This is a genomic window from Pseudomonas sp. 910_21 (assembly GCF_052850735.1).
The window spans coordinates 984,337-1,001,370 of sequence record NZ_VXCY01000001.1; the positions used below are offsets into that span (position 1 = coordinate 984,337).

General features: G+C 58.6%; 15 protein-coding genes. 3 read left to right on the forward strand and 12 right to left on the reverse strand.

What is annotated here, in order from left to right:
* Positions 1 to 22: 22 nt before the first annotated feature.
* The 7 genes from greA to grpE all read right to left on the reverse strand — a co-directional run bounded on the left by greA (position 23) and on the right by grpE (position 10,090).
* Complete coding sequence (gene greA, locus FW796_RS04545; RefSeq protein WP_011059193.1) at positions 23 to 499, reverse strand: transcription elongation factor GreA; 477 nt, start codon at positions 497 to 499, stop codon at positions 23 to 25.
* A complete protein-coding gene (carB, locus tag FW796_RS04550) occupies positions 496 to 3,717 on the reverse strand; it encodes a carbamoyl-phosphate synthase large subunit (RefSeq protein WP_123727413.1) in 3,222 nt (1,073 codons plus the stop codon). Before carB ends, greA begins: the two co-directional genes overlap by 4 nt.
* Positions 3,718 to 3,847: 130 nt before the next feature.
* Entirely contained in the window at positions 3,848 to 4,984 is a 1,137-nt protein-coding gene (gene carA / locus FW796_RS04555) for a glutamine-hydrolyzing carbamoyl-phosphate synthase small subunit (RefSeq protein WP_446439063.1), read from the reverse strand.
* A gap of 257 nt (positions 4,985 to 5,241) precedes the next feature.
* Positions 5,242 to 6,048, reverse strand: a complete 807-nt coding sequence (gene dapB / locus FW796_RS04560; RefSeq protein ID WP_015634113.1) for a 4-hydroxy-tetrahydrodipicolinate reductase — start codon at positions 6,046 to 6,048, stop codon at positions 5,242 to 5,244.
* 10 nt (positions 6,049 to 6,058) lie between these two features.
* Complete coding sequence (gene dnaJ / locus FW796_RS04565) at positions 6,059 to 7,183, reverse strand: molecular chaperone DnaJ (protein WP_123727412.1); 1,125 nt, start codon at positions 7,181 to 7,183, stop codon at positions 6,059 to 6,061.
* A 321-nt stretch (positions 7,184 to 7,504) separates the two neighbouring features.
* A complete protein-coding gene (gene dnaK / locus FW796_RS04570; protein WP_123727411.1) occupies positions 7,505 to 9,421 on the reverse strand; it encodes a molecular chaperone DnaK in 1,917 nt (638 codons plus the stop codon).
* Positions 9,422 to 9,523: 102 nt separating this feature from the next.
* A complete protein-coding gene (grpE, locus tag FW796_RS04575; RefSeq protein WP_346633674.1) occupies positions 9,524 to 10,090 on the reverse strand; it encodes a nucleotide exchange factor GrpE in 567 nt (188 codons plus the stop codon).
* A 250-nt stretch (positions 10,091 to 10,340) separates the two neighbouring features.
* On the opposite strand from grpE, the gene recN reads away from it, so the two are divergent.
* On the forward strand, positions 10,341 to 12,014 hold the full coding sequence (gene recN / locus FW796_RS04580; protein WP_346633675.1) for a DNA repair protein RecN: 1,674 nt from the start codon (positions 10,341 to 10,343) through the stop codon (positions 12,012 to 12,014).
* A 94-nt stretch (positions 12,015 to 12,108) separates the two neighbouring features.
* Here recN and fur read toward each other — a convergent pair whose 3' ends face one another.
* Entirely contained in the window at positions 12,109 to 12,513 is a 405-nt protein-coding gene (gene fur, locus FW796_RS04585) for a ferric iron uptake transcriptional regulator (RefSeq protein WP_011059185.1), read from the reverse strand.
* A gap of 98 nt (positions 12,514 to 12,611) precedes the next feature.
* On the opposite strand from fur, the gene FW796_RS04590 reads away from it, so the two are divergent.
* Entirely contained in the window at positions 12,612 to 13,139 is a 528-nt protein-coding gene (locus tag FW796_RS04590; RefSeq protein WP_102861073.1) for an outer membrane protein assembly factor BamE, read from the forward strand.
* 59 nt (positions 13,140 to 13,198) lie between these two features.
* Here the strand turns inward: FW796_RS04590 and FW796_RS04595 are convergent, their stop codons facing one another.
* The 3 genes from FW796_RS04595 to FW796_RS04605 are packed head-to-tail and all read right to left on the reverse strand — an operon-like array spanning position 13,199 to position 15,351.
* A complete protein-coding gene (locus tag FW796_RS04595; protein WP_446439064.1) occupies positions 13,199 to 13,513 on the reverse strand; it encodes an RnfH family protein in 315 nt (104 codons plus the stop codon).
* Positions 13,506 to 13,940: a type II toxin-antitoxin system RatA family toxin gene (locus tag FW796_RS04600; protein ID WP_346633677.1), complete on the reverse strand. Its 435-nt coding sequence runs from the start codon at positions 13,938 to 13,940 to the stop codon at positions 13,506 to 13,508. The genes FW796_RS04595 and FW796_RS04600 overlap by 8 nt, the downstream gene beginning before the upstream one ends.
* Positions 13,941 to 13,947: 7 nt before the next feature.
* The gene (locus tag FW796_RS04605; RefSeq protein ID WP_346633742.1) at positions 13,948 to 15,351 is read right to left on the reverse strand and encodes a sodium-dependent transporter; all 1,404 of its coding nucleotides are present in this window, start codon (positions 15,349 to 15,351) and stop codon (positions 13,948 to 13,950) included.
* Positions 15,352 to 15,468: 117 nt separating this feature from the next.
* On the opposite strand from FW796_RS04605, the gene smpB reads away from it, so the two are divergent.
* Positions 15,469 to 15,951 carry an SsrA-binding protein SmpB gene (gene smpB / locus FW796_RS04610; RefSeq protein ID WP_025131431.1) on the forward strand — a complete coding sequence of 161 codons (483 nt, stop codon included), beginning with the start codon at positions 15,469 to 15,471 and terminating at the stop codon, positions 15,949 to 15,951.
* Between the two features lie 81 nt (positions 15,952 to 16,032).
* On the opposite strand, the gene FW796_RS04615 is transcribed toward smpB, so the two are convergent.
* Positions 16,033 to 16,800, reverse strand: coding sequence for a GntR family transcriptional regulator (locus FW796_RS04615; RefSeq protein ID WP_053149011.1), 768 nt, complete (start codon positions 16,798 to 16,800; stop codon positions 16,033 to 16,035).
* Positions 16,801 to 17,034: the final 234 nt, after the last annotated feature.

A 17,034-nucleotide genomic window follows, 5' to 3' on the forward strand; every position in this document is an offset into this window, starting at 1 on the left:
CGCATGCAGCGGGCGCCTTCTTTCAGATGTGACGGACTTCGACAATCTCATACTCGATAACGCCGCCAGGCGTTTTGACCGCCACCACATCACCCTCTTCCTTGGCAATCAAGGCGCGGGCAATCGGCGAGCCGACGGAGATTTTACCGAGCTTGATATCAGCCTCGTCCTCACCAACGATCTGGTAGGTCACGCTTTCGTCGGTCTCGACGTTGGCGATCTCGACCGTGGTGCCAAAGATTACTTTGCCAGTATGAGGAATGGTCGTGACGTCGATGACCACCGAGTTCTGCAGACGGCCTTCAATATCACGGATCCGCGCCTCGACCATGCCTTGCTGTTCACGCGCAGCATGGTATTCAGCGTTTTCCTTCAAGTCACCCAACTCGCGGGCCGTACCGATGTCCTGGCTGAGCTTCGGACGCACGACCTTGGTCAGGTGAGCATGCTCTTCTTCCAGGGCGCGAGCGCCCTGGACGGTCATTGGGTATTTATTCATGCCTTCAATCCTGCGTGTAGATCCTGCAAGCGACGCACGGTTTTTTCTGGACCGAACTTCAACGCTTCGCAGATAGCTTCGCCAGCAGCAATGGTGGTGGTGCAGTAGATCTTGTGCTGCAAGGCGTTACGACGAATGGAGTAAGAGTCAGCGATCGACTGACGGCCTTCAGTGGTGTTGATAATCAGGGTGACTTCGTCGTTCTTGATCATATCGACCACATGCGGACGACCTTCAGTCACCTTGTTCACACGACGCACTTTCAGGCCGGCCGCTTCGATCAGCTTGGCAGTGCCTGCAGTAGCGACCACTTCAAAACCCAAGTTGATCAGATCACGGGCAACGCCTGCAACCAGAGGTTTGTCATCGTCACGGACGCTGATGAATGCGGTACCGCCAGTCGGCAGCACTTCGCTGGCGCCCATCTGGGCCTTGGCGAACGCCTCACCGAAGGTATCGCCCACACCCATGACTTCACCGGTGGACTTCATCTCTGGGCCGAGGATCGGGTCAACGCCCGGGAACTTGGCGAACGGGAACACCGCTTCCTTGACGCTGTAGAAGTTCGGGATGATTTCCTTGGTGAAGCCCAGCTCTTTCAGGGTCTTACCAGCCATCACACGAGCCGCGATCATCGCCAGGGAGACGCCAATGCACTTGGACACGAAAGGCACGGTGCGGGAAGCACGCGGGTTCACTTCAATAACGTAGATCTCATTGCCCTGCAGGGCCAACTGTACGTTCATCAAGCCAACCACGCCCAACTCCAGGGCCATTTTCTTGACCTGCTCACGCATCTCATCCTGGATGTGCGCCGGCAGCGAGTACGGCGGCAGGGAGCACGCGGAGTCACCGGAGTGAACGCCGGCTTGCTCGATGTGCTGCATGATCGCGCCGATCACCACATCGGTGCCGTCGCAGACCGCATCCACGTCCATCTCGATGGCGCAGTTGAGGAAGTGGTCCAGCAGCACCGGGCTGTCGTTGGACACTTGCACCGCTTCACGCAGGTAGCGCTTGAGCTCTTCTTCCTCGTAGACGATTTCCATCGCCCGGCCGCCCAGAACATAGGACGGACGCACCACCAGCGGATAACCGATCTTGGTCGCGGCACGAATCGCTTCGTCTTCGCTGCGCACAGTAGCGTTTGGCGGCTGACGCAGGTTCAGGCGCTCAACCATCTGCTGGAAGCGCTCACGGTCTTCGGCACGGTCGATGGCGTCAGGACTGGTGCCAATGATCGGCACACCGGCCGCTTCCAGGGCACGAGCCAGCTTCAGCGGAGTCTGGCCGCCATACTGAACGATCACGCCCTTTGGCTTCTCGACGCGGACGATTTCCAGCACGTCTTCCAGGGTTACTGGCTCGAAGTACAGGCGATCGGAGGTGTCGTAGTCGGTGGAAACGGTTTCCGGGTTGCAGTTGACCATGATGGTTTCGTAACCATCGTCGCGCAGCGCCAGTGCAGCGTGTACGCAGCAGTAGTCGAACTCGATACCCTGGCCGATACGGTTTGGACCGCCGCCCAGGATCATGATCTTGTCACGGCTCGAAGGTGCGGCTTCGCACTCTTCTTCATAAGTCGAGTACAGGTAAGCGGTGTCAGTAGCGAACTCGGCGGCGCAAGTATCGACGCGCTTGTAGACCGGGAACACTTCCAGCTTATGGCGGTGAGTACGCAGGTTCTTCTCGGTCACACCCAGCAGCTTGGCCAGACGCTGGTCGGAGAAGCCTTTGCGCTTCAAGCGGAACATCAGGTCGCGGCCGATAGCCGACAGCCCCAAGGTCTTGACCTTCTCTTCTTCCTTGATCAGATCTTCGATCTGCACCAGGAACCAAGGATCGATCATGTTCATGCCGAAGATCTGCTCGACGGTCATGCCGGCACGGAAGGCGTCAGCCACGTACCAGATACGCTCGGCGCCCGGCACGGTCAGCTCGCGCTTGAGCACGTTCATGCTTTCCGGGTTGCTCAGGTCGAGTTTCGGATCCAGGCCGCAAACACCGACTTCCAGACCTCGCAGGGCTTTCTGCAGGGATTCCTGGAAGGTCCGGCCGATGGCCATGACCTCACCCACCGACTTCATCTGGGTGGTCAGGCGCGCGTCAGCCTTGGAGAATTTCTCGAAGGCAAAGCGTGGCAGCTTGGTCACGACGTAGTCGATTGACGGCTCGAAGGAGGCTGGAGTCTTGCCGCCGGTGATGTCGTTGGACAGCTCGTCCAGGGTGTAACCCACCGCCAGCTTGGCCGCGACCTTGGCGATCGGGAAACCAGTGGCTTTCGAGGCCAGCGCCGAGGAACGGGACACCCGCGGGTTCATCTCGATCACGACCATGCGGCCGGTGTTCGGACAGATGCCGAACTGCACGTTGGAACCGCCGGTTTCCACGCCAATCTCACGCAGTACCGCCAGGGAGGCGTTACGCAGGATCTGGTATTCCTTGTCGGTCAGGGTCTGTGCCGGAGCTACGGTGATCGAGTCACCGGTGTGCACACCCATCGGGTCGAAGTTTTCGATGGAGCAGACGATGATGCAGTTGTCCTTCTTATCGCGGACCACCTCCATCTCGTACTCTTTCCAGCCGATCAGCGATTCGTCGATCAGCAGTTCCTTGGTCGGCGACAGGTCCAGACCGCGGGCGCAGATCTCCTCGAACTCTTCACGGTTGTAAGCGATACCGCCACCGGTGCCGCCCATGGTGAAGGACGGACGGATGATGCAAGGGAAGCCCAGCTTGTCGAGGACCGCATTGGCCTCTTCCATGCTGTGAGCGATACCGGAACGTGGGCACGCCAGGCCGATGGACTTCATGGCCGCATCGAAGCGTGAACGGTCTTCAGCCTTGTCGATAGTGTCGGCATTGGCGCCGATCATCTCTACGCCGAACTTCTCCAGAACGCCTTCGCGCTCCAGGTCCAGAGCGCAGTTCAAAGCAGTCTGGCCGCCCATGGTTGGCAGCAGCGCGTCCGGACGCTCTTTCTCGATGATCTTGGCAACAGTCTGCCACTTGATCGGCTCGATGTAGGTGGCGTCGGCCATGGCCGGGTCGGTCATGATGGTGGCCGGGTTGGAGTTCACCAGGATGACCCGGTAACCCTCTTCGCGCAGAGCCTTGCAGGCCTGGGCGCCGGAGTAGTCGAATTCACAGGCCTGGCCGATCACGATCGGGCCAGCGCCAAGAATCAGGATGCTTTTAATGTCTGTACGTTTTGGCATGGGTTGTCACTCAAATCCGCAGGTCAGTCGGCAAGCCGTCTTGAACATTCTCTGAGGCGCCTGAGGGGATTCCGCCGGACTCGCCGGGGCCGCCCTCAGGCGCTGCTCGCTACACTTTCAAGGCGAACGCTTAGCGTCGCTTGGCCATCTCGTTGATGAAGCGGTCGAACAGCGGCGCCACATCGTTCGGGCCCGGGCTGGCTTCAGGGTGGCCCTGGAAGCTGAACGCGCTCTTGTCGGTACGCTCGATACCCTGCAGGGTGCCGTCGAACAGCGACTTGTGGATCGCCCGGACATTGCCCGGCAGCGTAGCTTCATCCACCGCAAAACCGTGGTTCTGGCTGGTGATCATGACCACGCCGGTGTCCAGGTCCTGGACCGGGTGGTTGGCGCCGTGGTGACCGTGACCCATTTTCAGGGTCTTGGCACCGGAAGCCAGGGCCAGCAGTTGGTGACCCAGGCAGATACCGAATACCGGAATCTCGGTCTCGAGGATTTCCTTGATGGCCTTGATCGCGTAGTCGCATGGCTCGGGGTCACCCGGGCCGTTGGACAGGAACACGCCGTCAGGCTTGAGGGCCAGAACTTCGCTTGCCGGGGTCTGGGCAGGCACCACGGTAACGCGGCAACCGCGCTCCACCAGCATGCGCAGGATGTTCAGCTTGACGCCGTAGTCGTAGGCAACGACGTGGTAAGGCAGGTCGGCAGCCTCGATGGTGGCATGGCTGTCGGTCTTCAGATCCCAGACAGTCGAACGCCATTCGTAGCTTTGCTTGGTGCTGACGACTTTCGCCAGGTCCATGCCTTTCAGGCCCGGGAAGCCGCGAGCCGCTGCAATCGCCGCTTCTTCGGAAATGTTGTCACCGGCCATGATGCAGCCGTTCTGAGCACCTTTCTCACGTAGGATGCGGGTCAGACGACGGGTGTCGATACCGGCGATCGCCACGACGTTGTTGGCTTTCAGGTAATCGGACAGAGACAGAGTGTTACGCCAGTTGCTGGCCACCAGCGGCAAGTCACGGATGACCAGGCCAGCCGACCAGACGCGGTCGGACTCGGCGTCTTCCGGCGTGGTGCCGGTGTTGCCGATGTGGGGATAGGTCAGGGTAACGATCTGTTGGGCGTAGGAAGGATCGGTAAGGATTTCCTGATAGCCGGTCATTGCGGTGTTGAACACCACCTCACCAACGGTTTGACCGTCGGCTCCAATGGCTTCGCCGCGAAAAATGCTGCCATCAGCAAGGGCGAGTATGGCTGGCTTAGTCAAGAAGACCTCCCGTAAATAGAGCCTGAAAGGGCGATCGCAGGTTGCAAAAAAGCGGAATGACGTATAGACACGTCACCCCGCTTCTTCGTCGAATTATCTGCGCGCTTTTAGTGGACACACTAAAGCTGTAGCTTACAGAAAAAGGCTTTTTCGGTCCACCGCTAATGAGCCTTAAAGGCAGAGGAATGCGACAGAACATCGCTTAGCGGTTTGAAGCAGGGGTCAAGGCACAACCTCAACCCCACTTCAGATGGATCTCAACGCAGATCCAGCACATCCTGCATGTCGTAAAGACCTGCCTCACGACCATCCAGCCAGAGAGCGGCACGCACCGCCCCCTTGGCGAAGGTCATGCGACTGGAGGCCTTGTGGGTGATTTCCAGGCGCTCGCCCTCAGTGGCGAACAGCACAGTGTGATCCCCCACCACGTCACCACCACGCACAGTGGCGAAACCGATGGTTTCGCGCTCACGCGCACCGGTATGCCCCTCACGACCATAGACCGCAACCTGTTGCAGATCGCGCCCCAAGGCACTGGCAATCACCTCACCCATGCGCAGGGCTGTGCCCGAAGGCGCATCGATCTTGTGACGGTGATGAGCCTCGATGATTTCGATGTCCGCATCATCACCCAGCACCCGAGCCGCCATGTCCAGCAACTTCAGCGACAGGTTCACCCCAACACTGAAGTTGGCAGCGAAGACGATGGGAATCTCCTTGCCCGCCTCGGCCAGCAATTGCTTTTCCTTGGCACCCAAACCCGTAGTACCAATCACCATGGCCTTGCCCGCCTTACGGCAGAAGGCCAGGTTCTTGAGCATCACTTCCGGCAAGGTGAAATCAATCAGCACATCAAACTCATCGACAACCTTCTCCAGGCTATCGGACATCGACACGCCAAGACGCCCCAGGGACGCCAGCTCACCTGCATCCGCACCCACCAGCGAACTGCCAGGACGAACGATAGCTGCCGTCAGCCCGGAGAGCGGCGAGCGCAGCTGCACAGCCTCGACCAAAGTCTTGCCCATGCGCCCCGCGGCGCCCATCACTGCTATACGTCGCATGCATTACTCCTTACAGGTCGCCGAAGAAGCGCTTGACGCCCTCGAACCAACCCGTGGTTTTCGGCGAGTGCGAATTGTCGCCATCCAGCGAACCGCGCAGCTCTTCCAGCAACTCGCGCTGACGACGGCTCAGGTTCACTGGCGTTTCCACCGCAACCCGGCACATCAGGTCGCCGGCACCGCCGCCACGCACCGGAGCAACGCCCTTGCCACGAATCCGGAACTGCTTGCCGGTCTGGGTTCCCTCAGGGATCTTCAGCTTGACCCGACCATCCAGGGTCGGAATCTCCAGCTCGCCACCCAGCGCCGCATCAACGAAGCTGATAGGCACTTCGCAGAACAGGTGCTTGCCGTCACGTTGGAAGATCGCGTGCTCGCGCACATTGATCACCACATACAGATCACCGGTCGGACCACCCTGAGTCCCCGCCTCACCCTCACCGGACAGACGGATACGGTCACCGGTATCGACACCCGCCGGCACTTTTACCGACAGCGTCTTGTACTCTTCGACCCGACCTTCGCCGTGACACGAATCGCACGGATCGGAAATGATCTTGCCCTGGCCATGGCAACGCGGGCAGGTCTGCTGCACCGAGAAGAAGCCCTGCTGCATCCGCACCTGACCAATACCACCGCAGGTCGGGCAAGTGACAGGCGACGAGCCTTTCTTGGCACCCGAACCATCGCACGGCTTGCAATTGACCAGTGTCGGCACACGGATATTCACCGTGGTGCCACGCACCGCCTCTTCCAGATTCAGCTCCAGGGTGTAACGCAGATCGCTACCGCGCTGCGCGCCGCCACGGGAACCGCCGCGACCGCCACCGAAGAAATCACTGAACACGTCTCCGAAGATATCGGAGAAGTTCTGACCGCCAAAACCGGCGCCACCGCCACCCATGCTCGGATCGACACCGGCATGACCATATTGGTCATAAGCTGCACGCTTACTGGAGTCGGACAGCACTTCGTAGGCCTCGTTGGCCTCCTTGAACATGTCTTCCGACGCTTTGTCGCCGGGATTACGATCCGGGTGATGCTTCATCGCCAGGCGACGGTAAGCCTTTTTCAGCTCCGCTTCGCTGGAGCCACGCTCCACACCCAATACTTCGTAATAGTCACGCTTTGCCATAAGTCTTTGCACTCTTAAGGACGTCCGGCAAACCCTCCTGAGCTCTGCCAAACTCGCTGAGCCCCAATACAGGCCCGGACCCAACTCACGTCAATTCAACGATCCTGGTCTTGGATAGACGACCCGGTTGCAGGTCGATAATTGCGGTCATCGCAGCCGGAAAGCAGGAGCTTCTCCGACCCGACCGCCAGCGCACAAACGAAGGTTGTACGCCATCAAAATTCGCTGACTCCAGACACGCCAACGCGGGAGCAAGCTCCCGCGCGGCGACATCCTACCAGTCACCGCCCGAAGGCAGTCAACCGGCCGACCAACAAGCCATTACTTGTGGTCTTTTACTTCTTCGAACTCGGCATCGACGACGTCGTCGGCTTTTTCAGCAGACTCGGCGTGCGGTGCAGCGCCTTCAGCAGGCTGAGCCTGTTCGGCGTACATCTTCTGAGCAACCGGGGCCGAGACTTTCGACAGTTCTTCGACCTTGGCGTCGATAGCAGCCTTGTCGTCGCCTTTGACAGCGGCTTCCAGGGCAACCACGGCAGCTTCAATCGCGGTCTTCTCTTCCGCAGTTACTTTGTCACCGGCGTCAGCCACCATCTTGCGAGTCGAGTGCACCAGCGCATCACCCTGGTTACGGGCAGTGGCCAGCTCTTCGAACTTGCGATCCTCTTCCGAGTTGGCTTCAGCGTCACGGATCATCTGCTGGATTTCTTCATCCGACAGACCCGAGTTGGCCTTGATCACGATCGACTGAGTCTTGCCGGTAGCCTTGTCCTTCGCACCTACGTGCAGGATGCCGTTGGCGTCGATGTCGAAGGTCACTTCGATCTGCGGCACGCCACGTGGAGCAGGTGGAATGTCGGCCAGGTCGAACTTGCCCAGGGACTTGTTCTGCGCGGCTTGCTTGCGCTCGCCCTGCAGCACGTGAATGGTCACTGCGCCCTGATTGTCGTCGGCAGTCGAGAACACTTGCGATTTCTTGGTAGGAATCGTGGTGTTTTTCTCGATCAGCGCGGTCATCACGCCACCCATGGTTTCGATACCCAGGGTCAGCGGGCTGACGTCCAGCAGCAGCACGTCTTTCACGTCACCGGCCAGTACCGCACCCTGGATCGCAGCACCCATGGCAACAGCTTCGTCCGGGTTGACGTCCTTACGGGCTTCTTTACCGAAGAAGTCGGTTACGGTTTTCTGTACCAGCGGCATACGGGTCTGGCCGCCGACCAGAATCACGTCGTTGATCGCGCCGACGTCGATACCGGCGTCTTTCAGAGCGATACGGCATGGCTCGATGGTGCGCTGAACCAGGTCTTCAACCAGAGATTCCAGCTTGGCGCGGGAGATCTTCACGTTCAAGTGCTTAGGACCGGTGGCATCTGCAGTGATGTACGGCAGGTTGACGTCGGTCTGCTGGCTCGACGACAGCTCGATCTTGGCTTTTTCAGCAGCTTCTTTCAGACGCTGCATGGCCAGCGGGTCACCCTTGAGGTTCATGCCGCTTTCTTTCTTGAACTCATCAACCAGGTAGTCGATCAGACGGATGTCGAAGTCTTCACCACCCAGGAAGGTGTCACCGTTGGTAGCCAGTACTTCGAACTGGTGCTCGCCATCGACTTCAGCGATCTCGATCACGGAAACGTCGAAAGTACCGCCACCCAGGTCGTAAACGATCACGGTGTGATCGCCCTTGGCCTTGTCCATGCCGTAAGCCAGAGCGGCTGCGGTTGGTTCGTTGATGATGCGCTTGACGTCCAGACCGGCGATGCGACCGGCGTCCTTGGTGGCCTGACGCTGGCTGTCGTTGAAGTAGGCCGGAACAGTAATGACCGCTTCGGTCACTGCTTCACCGAGGTAGTCTTCGGCGGTCTTCTTCATTTTCTTGAGGATTTCAGCCGAGATCTGTGGCGGAGCCATTTTCTGGCCGTTCACTTCAACCCAGGCGTCGTTGTTGTCAGCCTTGACGATCTTGTAAGGGACCATCTGGATGTCTTTCTGCACAACTTCTTCGTCGAAACGACGACCGATCAGACGCTTAACTGCGTACAGGGTGTTGTGCGGGTTGGTGACAGCCTGACGCTTGGCCGACTGACCTACCAGAATCTCGCCATCGTTGGCGTACGCGATGATCGACGGCGTGGTACGCGCGCCTTCAGCGTTTTCGATAACTTTTACGTTGCCGTTTTCAAGAATGGAGACGCACGAGTTGGTGGTCCCCAAGTCAATACCGATAATCTTGCCCATGTTAACTCTCCCGAAACTTTGGATTTGGATGCCGCAGCTGTGGTGGCAAACTGCGGTAGCACTTAAACGCTTGACTGATAAATGGGGGCTCTACAGCCGTTTTCAAGCCTTTTCGTCAATCGAAGGCGAAATCGGTGCAGGGGCCTTGCTGACCACGACCATGGCCGGGCGCAGCAGGCGACCATTGAGCTGGTAGCCCTTCTGAAACACTTTGAGAACACTGTTTGGCTCGACATCCGCGCTTTCCTGCATGGCCATGGCCTGATGCTGTTCAGCGTTGAACGGTTCGCCGTGAGGATCGATGGCTTCCAACTGATAACGCTTGAGGGTGTCGTGGAACATCTTCAAGGTCAGCTCGATGCCTTCACGCATTGGGCGGATGCTTTCGTCGTCCGGATTGGACAGTTCCAGGCCACGCTCCAGACTATCGATCACTGGCAACAGGTCACCGGCAAACTTCTCCAAAGCAAATTTGTGAGCCTTTTCCACATCCTGCTCGGCGCGGCGGCGGACGTTTTGCAGATCGGCTGCAACACGCAAAGCCTGATCCTGCGCACCAGCCAGTTGCTCTTCGAGCACTTGTACACGAGCCGTCAGGTCTTCACCCGAAGTCTCGGGAGCCTGATTGGCGTCTAGATTTTGCGTATCCAGCGTCTGTTCGTCAGCCATGAAATTCTCCTTTCAATATCGTCTGTGAGCCAGGCTCACTCTTCTGCCCAGCTATATGGGGTCGCATTTTCAGGGTTCAAGTCCGCAGCCACAGCAAAAGTCATTCCGACCCGATAAATCCTGTATGCAGACATTACCGGGCGCACTAAAAAGCCAGAACGACCAAGCAAATCGAGCTAAGGGAAAGCATTGTCAGCCCGAAACAAAACACTGTATAAATAACCAGACATCTAGTTTGGGAGCGGCCTTAATGCTGGTGCACCTGTCCGTACACAATTACGCCATCGTCGAACACCTGGATCTGGAACTGGATCGCGGGATGAGCGTCATTACAGGCGAAACCGGCGCCGGCAAGTCGATCATGCTCGATGCGCTCGGCCTGACCCTGGGCGATCGCGCCGACAGTGGCGTGGTACGGCCAGGCGCCGACAAGGCCGACATCCTTGCCACCTTCGACCTGGCGGATATTCCCGAGGCCCACAGCTGGCTGGCCGAACGCGATCTGGACAACGACGGCCCCTGCATACTGCGCCGGGTGATCACCGCCGAAGGACGCTCCCGTGGCTATATCAACGGTACGCCCTGCCCGCTCGGAGACCTCAAGGCCCTGGGCGAACTGCTCATCGATATCCACAGCCAGCACGAGCACCAGTCACTGCTCAAGACCGATACCCACCGGCGCCTGCTGGATGAATACGCCGGCGCTACCGATCTCGCCCGCCAGGTGCAGTTGGCCGCCCAACGCTGGCGCCAGACCCGCCAGGAGCTGGAACGCCTGTCCAACTCCGGCGATGAGCAACGAGCTCGTCACCAACTGCTCAGCTATCAGCTCGAAGAACTGGAGAACCTCGGCCTGGGGGAAAACGAACTCGAGGATCTGGAGCAGGAACACAAGAACCTGACCAACGCTGAAACCCTGTTGGGCATTTGCCGGCAGGTGGTGGAGCAATGCAGCGAAAGTGATTCCGGCAATGTCCTCAACGCGTTGACCGTCAGCCTCAATCGCCTGTCCAGCATCGGCAATGCATCGGGCTCGCTAGGGGAAGCCACCAATCTATTGGCCAGCGCTCAGATCCAGGTAGAAGAAGCGGTGGGTGAGCTAAATCGCTTTCTTGATCATTTCGATGCCGACCCGGCACGCCTGCAACAACTCGAAGAGCGACTGGACTCGATCTACACCTTGGCGCGCAAACATCGCATCCAACCCTTCGAATTGGCCGCCATGCAGCAGACCTTGCTGGATGAAATAGAGACCCTGGACGCCAACGATGAGTCCATTGAGCGGCTTGGCGAAGAATTGCAGTCCTTCGCCCGGCACTACCAGGAAAAAGCCCAGGAGCTGAGCCAATTGCGCCAGCAAGCGGCGACTGGCCTGGCCAGTGCAGTGGAGCTGGAAATTCAGCGCCTGGGCATGCCTGGCGGGCGCTTCACCATCGAACTGCGAGCCAACACCAGCGATGAGCTGCTGCCCAATGGCCTGGAACAGGTTGAACTGCTGGTCAGCGCCAACCCCGGACAACCACTCAAGGCCCTGGCCAAGGTTGCATCGGGTGGCGAGTTGTCACGCATCAGCCTGGCCATTCAAGTGATTACCGCGCAAACCTCCCGCGTTCCAACCCTGGTATTCGACGAGGTCGACGTCGGGATCGGAGGCCCGACCGCGGAGATCGTCGGCCAATTGCTACGGCGTCTCGGAGAGCGCGGCCAGGTGCTGACCGTTACCCACTTGCCACAAGTCGCCGCCCAGGGGCATCAGCATCTGTTCGTGCACAAGGTACGCGGCAACAACGCGACTCACACCGCCGTTTCCAAGCTGGGCAAAAATGAAAGGGTCGAGGAAATTGCCCGAATGCTGGGCGGCATCGATTTGACCAAGGAGTCCCTGGCCCACGCCAAGAAAATGGTAGTGACCACCAAGGCTTGAGTCTCAAGCACTGCTTTTATATAGACACAAAGCACGAAGGCGACCCTAAGGTCGCCTTCGATCGTTTCACGACTATGAAAGTCGCGTGAGGGGCTTACTTCTTCTTGCGCACATACAGCACAAGATTGTGATCCACCAACTCGAAACCGTGCTTTTCGACAATCGCCTTCTGAAGCTTTTCGATTTCTTCGTCGAAGAACTCGATCACTTCGCCAGACTCCACGTTGACCATATGGTCGTGGTGACCGCCATCCGCCAGCTCGAATACAGCGTGACCGCCATCAAAATTATGGCGCACCACCAGTCCGGCTGCTTCGAATTGAGTCAGTACACGGTAAACCGTGGCCAAACCCACATCCTCACCAGCTTCCATCAGCGCCTTGTAGACATCTTCAGCGCTCATGTGCCGCTGCTCGGTGGAATCGAGCATTTGTAGAATTTTGACCCGTGGCAGAGTCACTTTAAGGCCGGCTTTACGTAGTTCGCTATTTTCAACCATGGTCAGCTTTCTCGCCGATGCTGCTTCGCAGCTTCTCTTAATGCGGGTATGATCGGGGTTTACGTTGTCCCAGCCAAGATAGTGGAAGTCGCCCACCGATGCAAAACACCAAGCTCTTGCTAACCAGTTTCACCTTCGTGGGACTGCTCGCACTCGCCGGTTGTTCATTCCCCGGGGTTTACAAAATCGACATCCAGCAGGGCAATGTCGTCACGCAGGACATGATAGACCAGTTGCGCCCCGGAATGACCCGACGGCAAGTACGGTTTATCATGGGCAACCCTCTGCTGACCGACACGTTCCATGCCGATCGCTGGGATTATCTCTACAGCCTGCAGCCTGGTGGCGGTGAACGCCAACAGGAACGCGTGAGCCTGATCTTCAACGGCAACGACCAACTGGTCAGCTTGGCCGGTGACTTCATGCCAGGCGTGAGCCGCGACGAAGCCTTGCTGGGCAAGGAGAGCGGCAACACCGTTACCGCCCCTGCCGAGAACGCCGAGAAGCCCAAAGCCGAGAAGCCGGTCAAACCAGGCTCGCTGCTGGACCAGATCCAGAAAGATGTGGATGGCGTCGAAACCGTACCAGTGCCTACACCTGAACCACTGGATACTTCTCCGCAATAATTTGTGGCGAATAAAAAAGCCCGGGCATGCCCGGGCTTTTTATTGGCTGTCGCTAACGATCACTGCTCACGCTTACGAGCCTCGGCCGCCTTGGCAGCACGCAGACGCCGCACCTCTTTCGGATCTGCCAGCAGCGGACGATAGATTTCAATTCGATCTCCAGCCTGAACCACATACTGCCCAGGATCGGAAACCTGCTTTCCGAAGATTCCCAGCGGACACTCCGCCAGATCCAGCTCCGCAAAATGCTCCTTTATAGAAGAAGCCTCCAGCGCTGCAAGCAGGGTCGAACCCTGGGGCACTTGCACATTGACCAGTACCTGGCGGTCGACAGCAGCGTGAACCACCTCTATGGCAATCAGAGGCTCAACCATGCAGTTGCTTGGCCCGCTGACAGAATGCATCCATCAGGGTATTGGCCGCCTGATTGAACAGAGGCCCCAGGGTGGCACGCACCAACGGCCCGGCGTAGTCGAACGACAGATCGAGGCTGATCTTGCAGGCCTTCTCCCCCAACGGCTTGAACACCCAAAGGCCATGCAGCTGATTGAACGGCCCCTCTTCCAGATTCATCTCGATCGACTGCCCCGGCACCAGGGTATTGCAGGTCACGAAACGCTGGCTCATGCCGCCCTTGGCCACCGCTAGACTGGCACGCATACGCTGTTCACTGCTTTCCAGCACCTCGGCAGTAGAACACCAGGGAAGAAACTCCGGGTACCGGGCCACATCATTGACCAGGTCATACAGGAACTGCGCCGGATAGGGCAAAAGGGCCGAACGTTGAATATGGGTCGTCATGTGAGCTTCATTTCCACAACTGGGCGGCAAACACCACAAGAATGCCGACGGGCGCCACATAGCGCATCAAAAACAAGGCCAGGGCGAACAGCAGCGGACTGCGCAGTGACAGCTCGTCACGAACCGCCTCACGGCCCATCACCCAACCTGCAAATACCACGAAGCACAAACCGCCAAGAGGCAACATGATCCGCGAGGTGAAAAAGTCGATCACGCCAAAGAAATCCAGACCGCCGGCCGCGCCCCATCGATAGAGATGAAAAACACCGCCTTCGTTCACGAAGAATTTGGCCTGCTGCCAGATGTTGAAAGAGAACACCGTTCCCAATCCCACGAACCAGCAACTGAACGCCAGCCAGAATGTCACCCAGCCGCGGCGGATTTTAGTCTTCTCGACGAGATAAGCCACCATCGGCTCCAACAAGGAAATGGCCGAGCTCCAGGCCGCAATCGCCACCAGGATAAAGAACACTACGCCCATAAGCTGGCCGAACGCCACATTGCCGAAGGCAAACGGCAAGCTGATGAACATCAACCCCGGCCCCTCGCTGGGATTCAGCCCGGCGGCGAATACGATAGGGAACAGGGCCATCCCCGCCACCAGAGAAACGAAGGTATCCAGCAGCGCCACCCCCACCACGGTGCCGGCCAGGGATGAATGCTTGGGCATGTAGGCCCCGTAGATCATGATCGAGCCAACCCCCACGCTGAGGGAAAAGAACGCATGCCCCATGGCCGGCAACAGCCCATCCAATAGCCGGTCCAGGCTGAAGTCGAACATGAAATGCAGGCCCTGCATGAAATGCCCGGTGGTCATGCTGTAGCCCAGCAGCACCAACAGCATCACGAACAGCAGCGGCATCATGATCCGCAGACTGCGTTCAAGCCCGGCCACGACGCCCTTGGCAATCACCCAGGCCGACAGCAGCATGAACAGCGTGTGCCACAAAGTCAGGCGCCAGGGATCGGCAGTCACTGCAGAGAAATATGCCCCGACCTGGTCCGCTGCAACCCCTTGGAAGTCGCCACGCCCCATATCGATGATGTAGTCCAGGGACCAACCACCCACCACGCTATAGAAGGAGAGAATCAGCAGCGCCGTGATCATTCCGGCAAAGGCGCCCCAGGACCACTTGGCCGAGTGCCCGGCCTCCAGGGCCAGCACCTTCAGGGCATTCGCCGGACTTTGTCGCGCACGACGGCCAATCAGGGTTTCCGCCAGCATCACCGGCAACCCGATCAGCGCAATACACGCCAGAAACACCAGGACAAAGGCACCACCACCATAGACACCGACCATGTAGGGGAATTTCCAGATGCTCCCCAGGCCCACGGCCGAACCAGTTGCAGCGAGTATAAAGACCCAGCGGCTTGCCCAGCCGCCGTGGACAGAGACCCTGTCTGTCGACATCGTTAACGCGCCCAACCGAAAAAAAAGAGGCCGCATTGTCCGGGATTCAATCAACCTGCTCAAGCACGCTGCGTCACCGTAGCCGACGCGCGCGCAACTCCCTATAATGCCGCCCCTATGGCTAAACAGAAGAAACACCCAACAGGGACCATCGCGCAAAATAAAAAGGCGCGTCACGATTACTTCATCGAACATAGGTTCGAGGCTGGCATGGTCCTGGCCGGCTGGGAAGTAAAGAGTCTGCGTGCAGGCAAGGCACAGCTGGTCGACAGTTATGTGCTGCTCAAGGATGGTGAAGCCTGGTTGCTCGGCAGCCACTTCACGCCATTGACCACCGCCAGCACCCACGTCATCGCCGACCCGACGCGCTCGCGCAAGCTGCTGCTCAACCAGCGAGAGCTGGAAAAGCTGTTTGCCGCCGTGCAGCAGAAGGGTTACGCCTGCGTGTGCCTTTCGCTCTACTGGAGCAAGCACCTGATCAAGTGTGAAATCGCACTGGGCAAGGGCAAGAAGGAATACGACAAGCGTCATACCGAACGCGAGCGCGATTCCGATCGTGAGCTGCAGCGCGCGGTGCGGACCAAGGGCAAGGAAGACTGATCTTCCTGCCTTGAGGTCGTTTTCGCCGGCAAGCCGGCTCCTACATAACCCAGGTAGGAGCCGACTTGCCGGCGATTTGCATTACATGCCCTTGCGCCGCTCGGCCCGGGCCACTCGCTGTACTTCCTGACGCACTTCCTCAAGCACCTCCTGCACATAAAGAATGTGCCGGCTGGAGACTTCCCGAGCCTCCTCAGCGCGCCCTTCAATAATCGCCAGGTACAGATCGCGATGCTGACTGATCAGCATGTCGCGAGTTTCCGTGCGTTGTTTATACATGCCACCGATGTTGGTCACCACGTTGCGCTTGAGCAGGTCGAACAGCCCGCGAATGGTGTGCAGCAACACCGCGTTATGGCTGGCCTCGGCAATTGCCAGGTGGAATTTGGCATCCGCCGCGCCTTCCTCGATACGACTGATATCGTCCGAACGGGAATAACAATCCTGCAACTCCTCGAAGGCTTGAGTCAGCCGCTCACGGTCCACCGCCGTCGCGCGCAGCGCCGCGTAGTAAGCGCAAGACGCCTCCAGGGTATGACGAAACTCCAGCAGATCGCGCTGGGCATCCGTGTTGTTTTCCAACAGGTGCAGCAGTGGATCGCTGAAGGTCGAGCCCAGGGATTCCACCACATAGTTGCCACCGCCCTGACGACTGATCAGCAACCCCTTGGCCGTGAGTTTCTGGATCGCCTCGCGCAGTGAGGGCCGAGAGACACCGAACTGCTCGGCCAGTGCCCGCTCGGCCGGCAGCCGCTCGCCAGCCTTCAAGGTGCCTTCAAGAATCATCCCTTCCAGACGCTCGACAATATCGTCGGACAAACGGCGCTGGCGTATCTGATCAAACCCCATAACTCACTCTCCACCCTCCCGACCCTTCGCCGGGGGGCTCTATTCTGGCCTATTCGCGGCGCGCCAACACCTAGCAGAACGAGGCCTTTTGCACCGATCAGATGCCCGCGCCATAGCGCATTCGACAAAAGTTTTAGGGCGGCAAATTGACACACCACGCACAAGGCTTTTACCCTAGCCAACAGCGCTTGTAAATTGGTCTTACCAATTTACCAAGACGCTCGCAGTGCCTGA

Coding starts and splice junctions, on each gene's coding strand:
- greA (WP_011059193.1), bottom strand. CDS start 499: ATGAATAAATACCCAATGACCGTCCAGGGCGCTCGCGCCCTGGAAGAA.
- carB (WP_123727413.1), bottom strand. CDS start 3,717: ATGCCAAAACGTACAGACATTAAAAGCATCCTGATTCTTGGCGCTGGC.
- dapB (WP_015634113.1), bottom strand. CDS start 6,048: ATGCGACGTATAGCAGTGATGGGCGCCGCGGGGCGCATGGGCAAGACT.
- dnaJ (WP_123727412.1), bottom strand. CDS start 7,183: ATGGCAAAGCGTGACTATTACGAAGTATTGGGTGTGGAGCGTGGCTCC.
- dnaK (WP_123727411.1), bottom strand. CDS start 9,421: ATGGGCAAGATTATCGGTATTGACTTGGGGACCACCAACTCGTGCGTC.
- grpE (WP_346633674.1), bottom strand. CDS start 10,090: ATGGCTGACGAACAGACGCTGGATACGCAAAATCTAGACGCCAATCAG.
- recN (WP_346633675.1), top strand. CDS start 10,341: ATGCTGGTGCACCTGTCCGTACACAATTACGCCATCGTCGAACACCTG.
- fur (WP_011059185.1), bottom strand. CDS start 12,513: ATGGTTGAAAATAGCGAACTACGTAAAGCCGGCCTTAAAGTGACTCTG.
- FW796_RS04590 (WP_102861073.1), top strand. CDS start 12,612: ATGCAAAACACCAAGCTCTTGCTAACCAGTTTCACCTTCGTGGGACTG.
- FW796_RS04595 (WP_446439064.1), bottom strand. CDS start 13,513: ATGGTTGAGCCTCTGATTGCCATAGAGGTGGTTCACGCTGCTGTCGAC.
- FW796_RS04600 (WP_346633677.1), bottom strand. CDS start 13,940: ATGACGACCCATATTCAACGTTCGGCCCTTTTGCCCTATCCGGCGCAG.
- FW796_RS04605 (WP_346633742.1), bottom strand. CDS start 15,351: ATGTCGACAGACAGGGTCTCTGTCCACGGCGGCTGGGCAAGCCGCTGG.
- smpB (WP_025131431.1), top strand. CDS start 15,469: ATGGCTAAACAGAAGAAACACCCAACAGGGACCATCGCGCAAAATAAA.
- FW796_RS04615 (WP_053149011.1), bottom strand. CDS start 16,800: ATGGGGTTTGATCAGATACGCCAGCGCCGTTTGTCCGACGATATTGTC.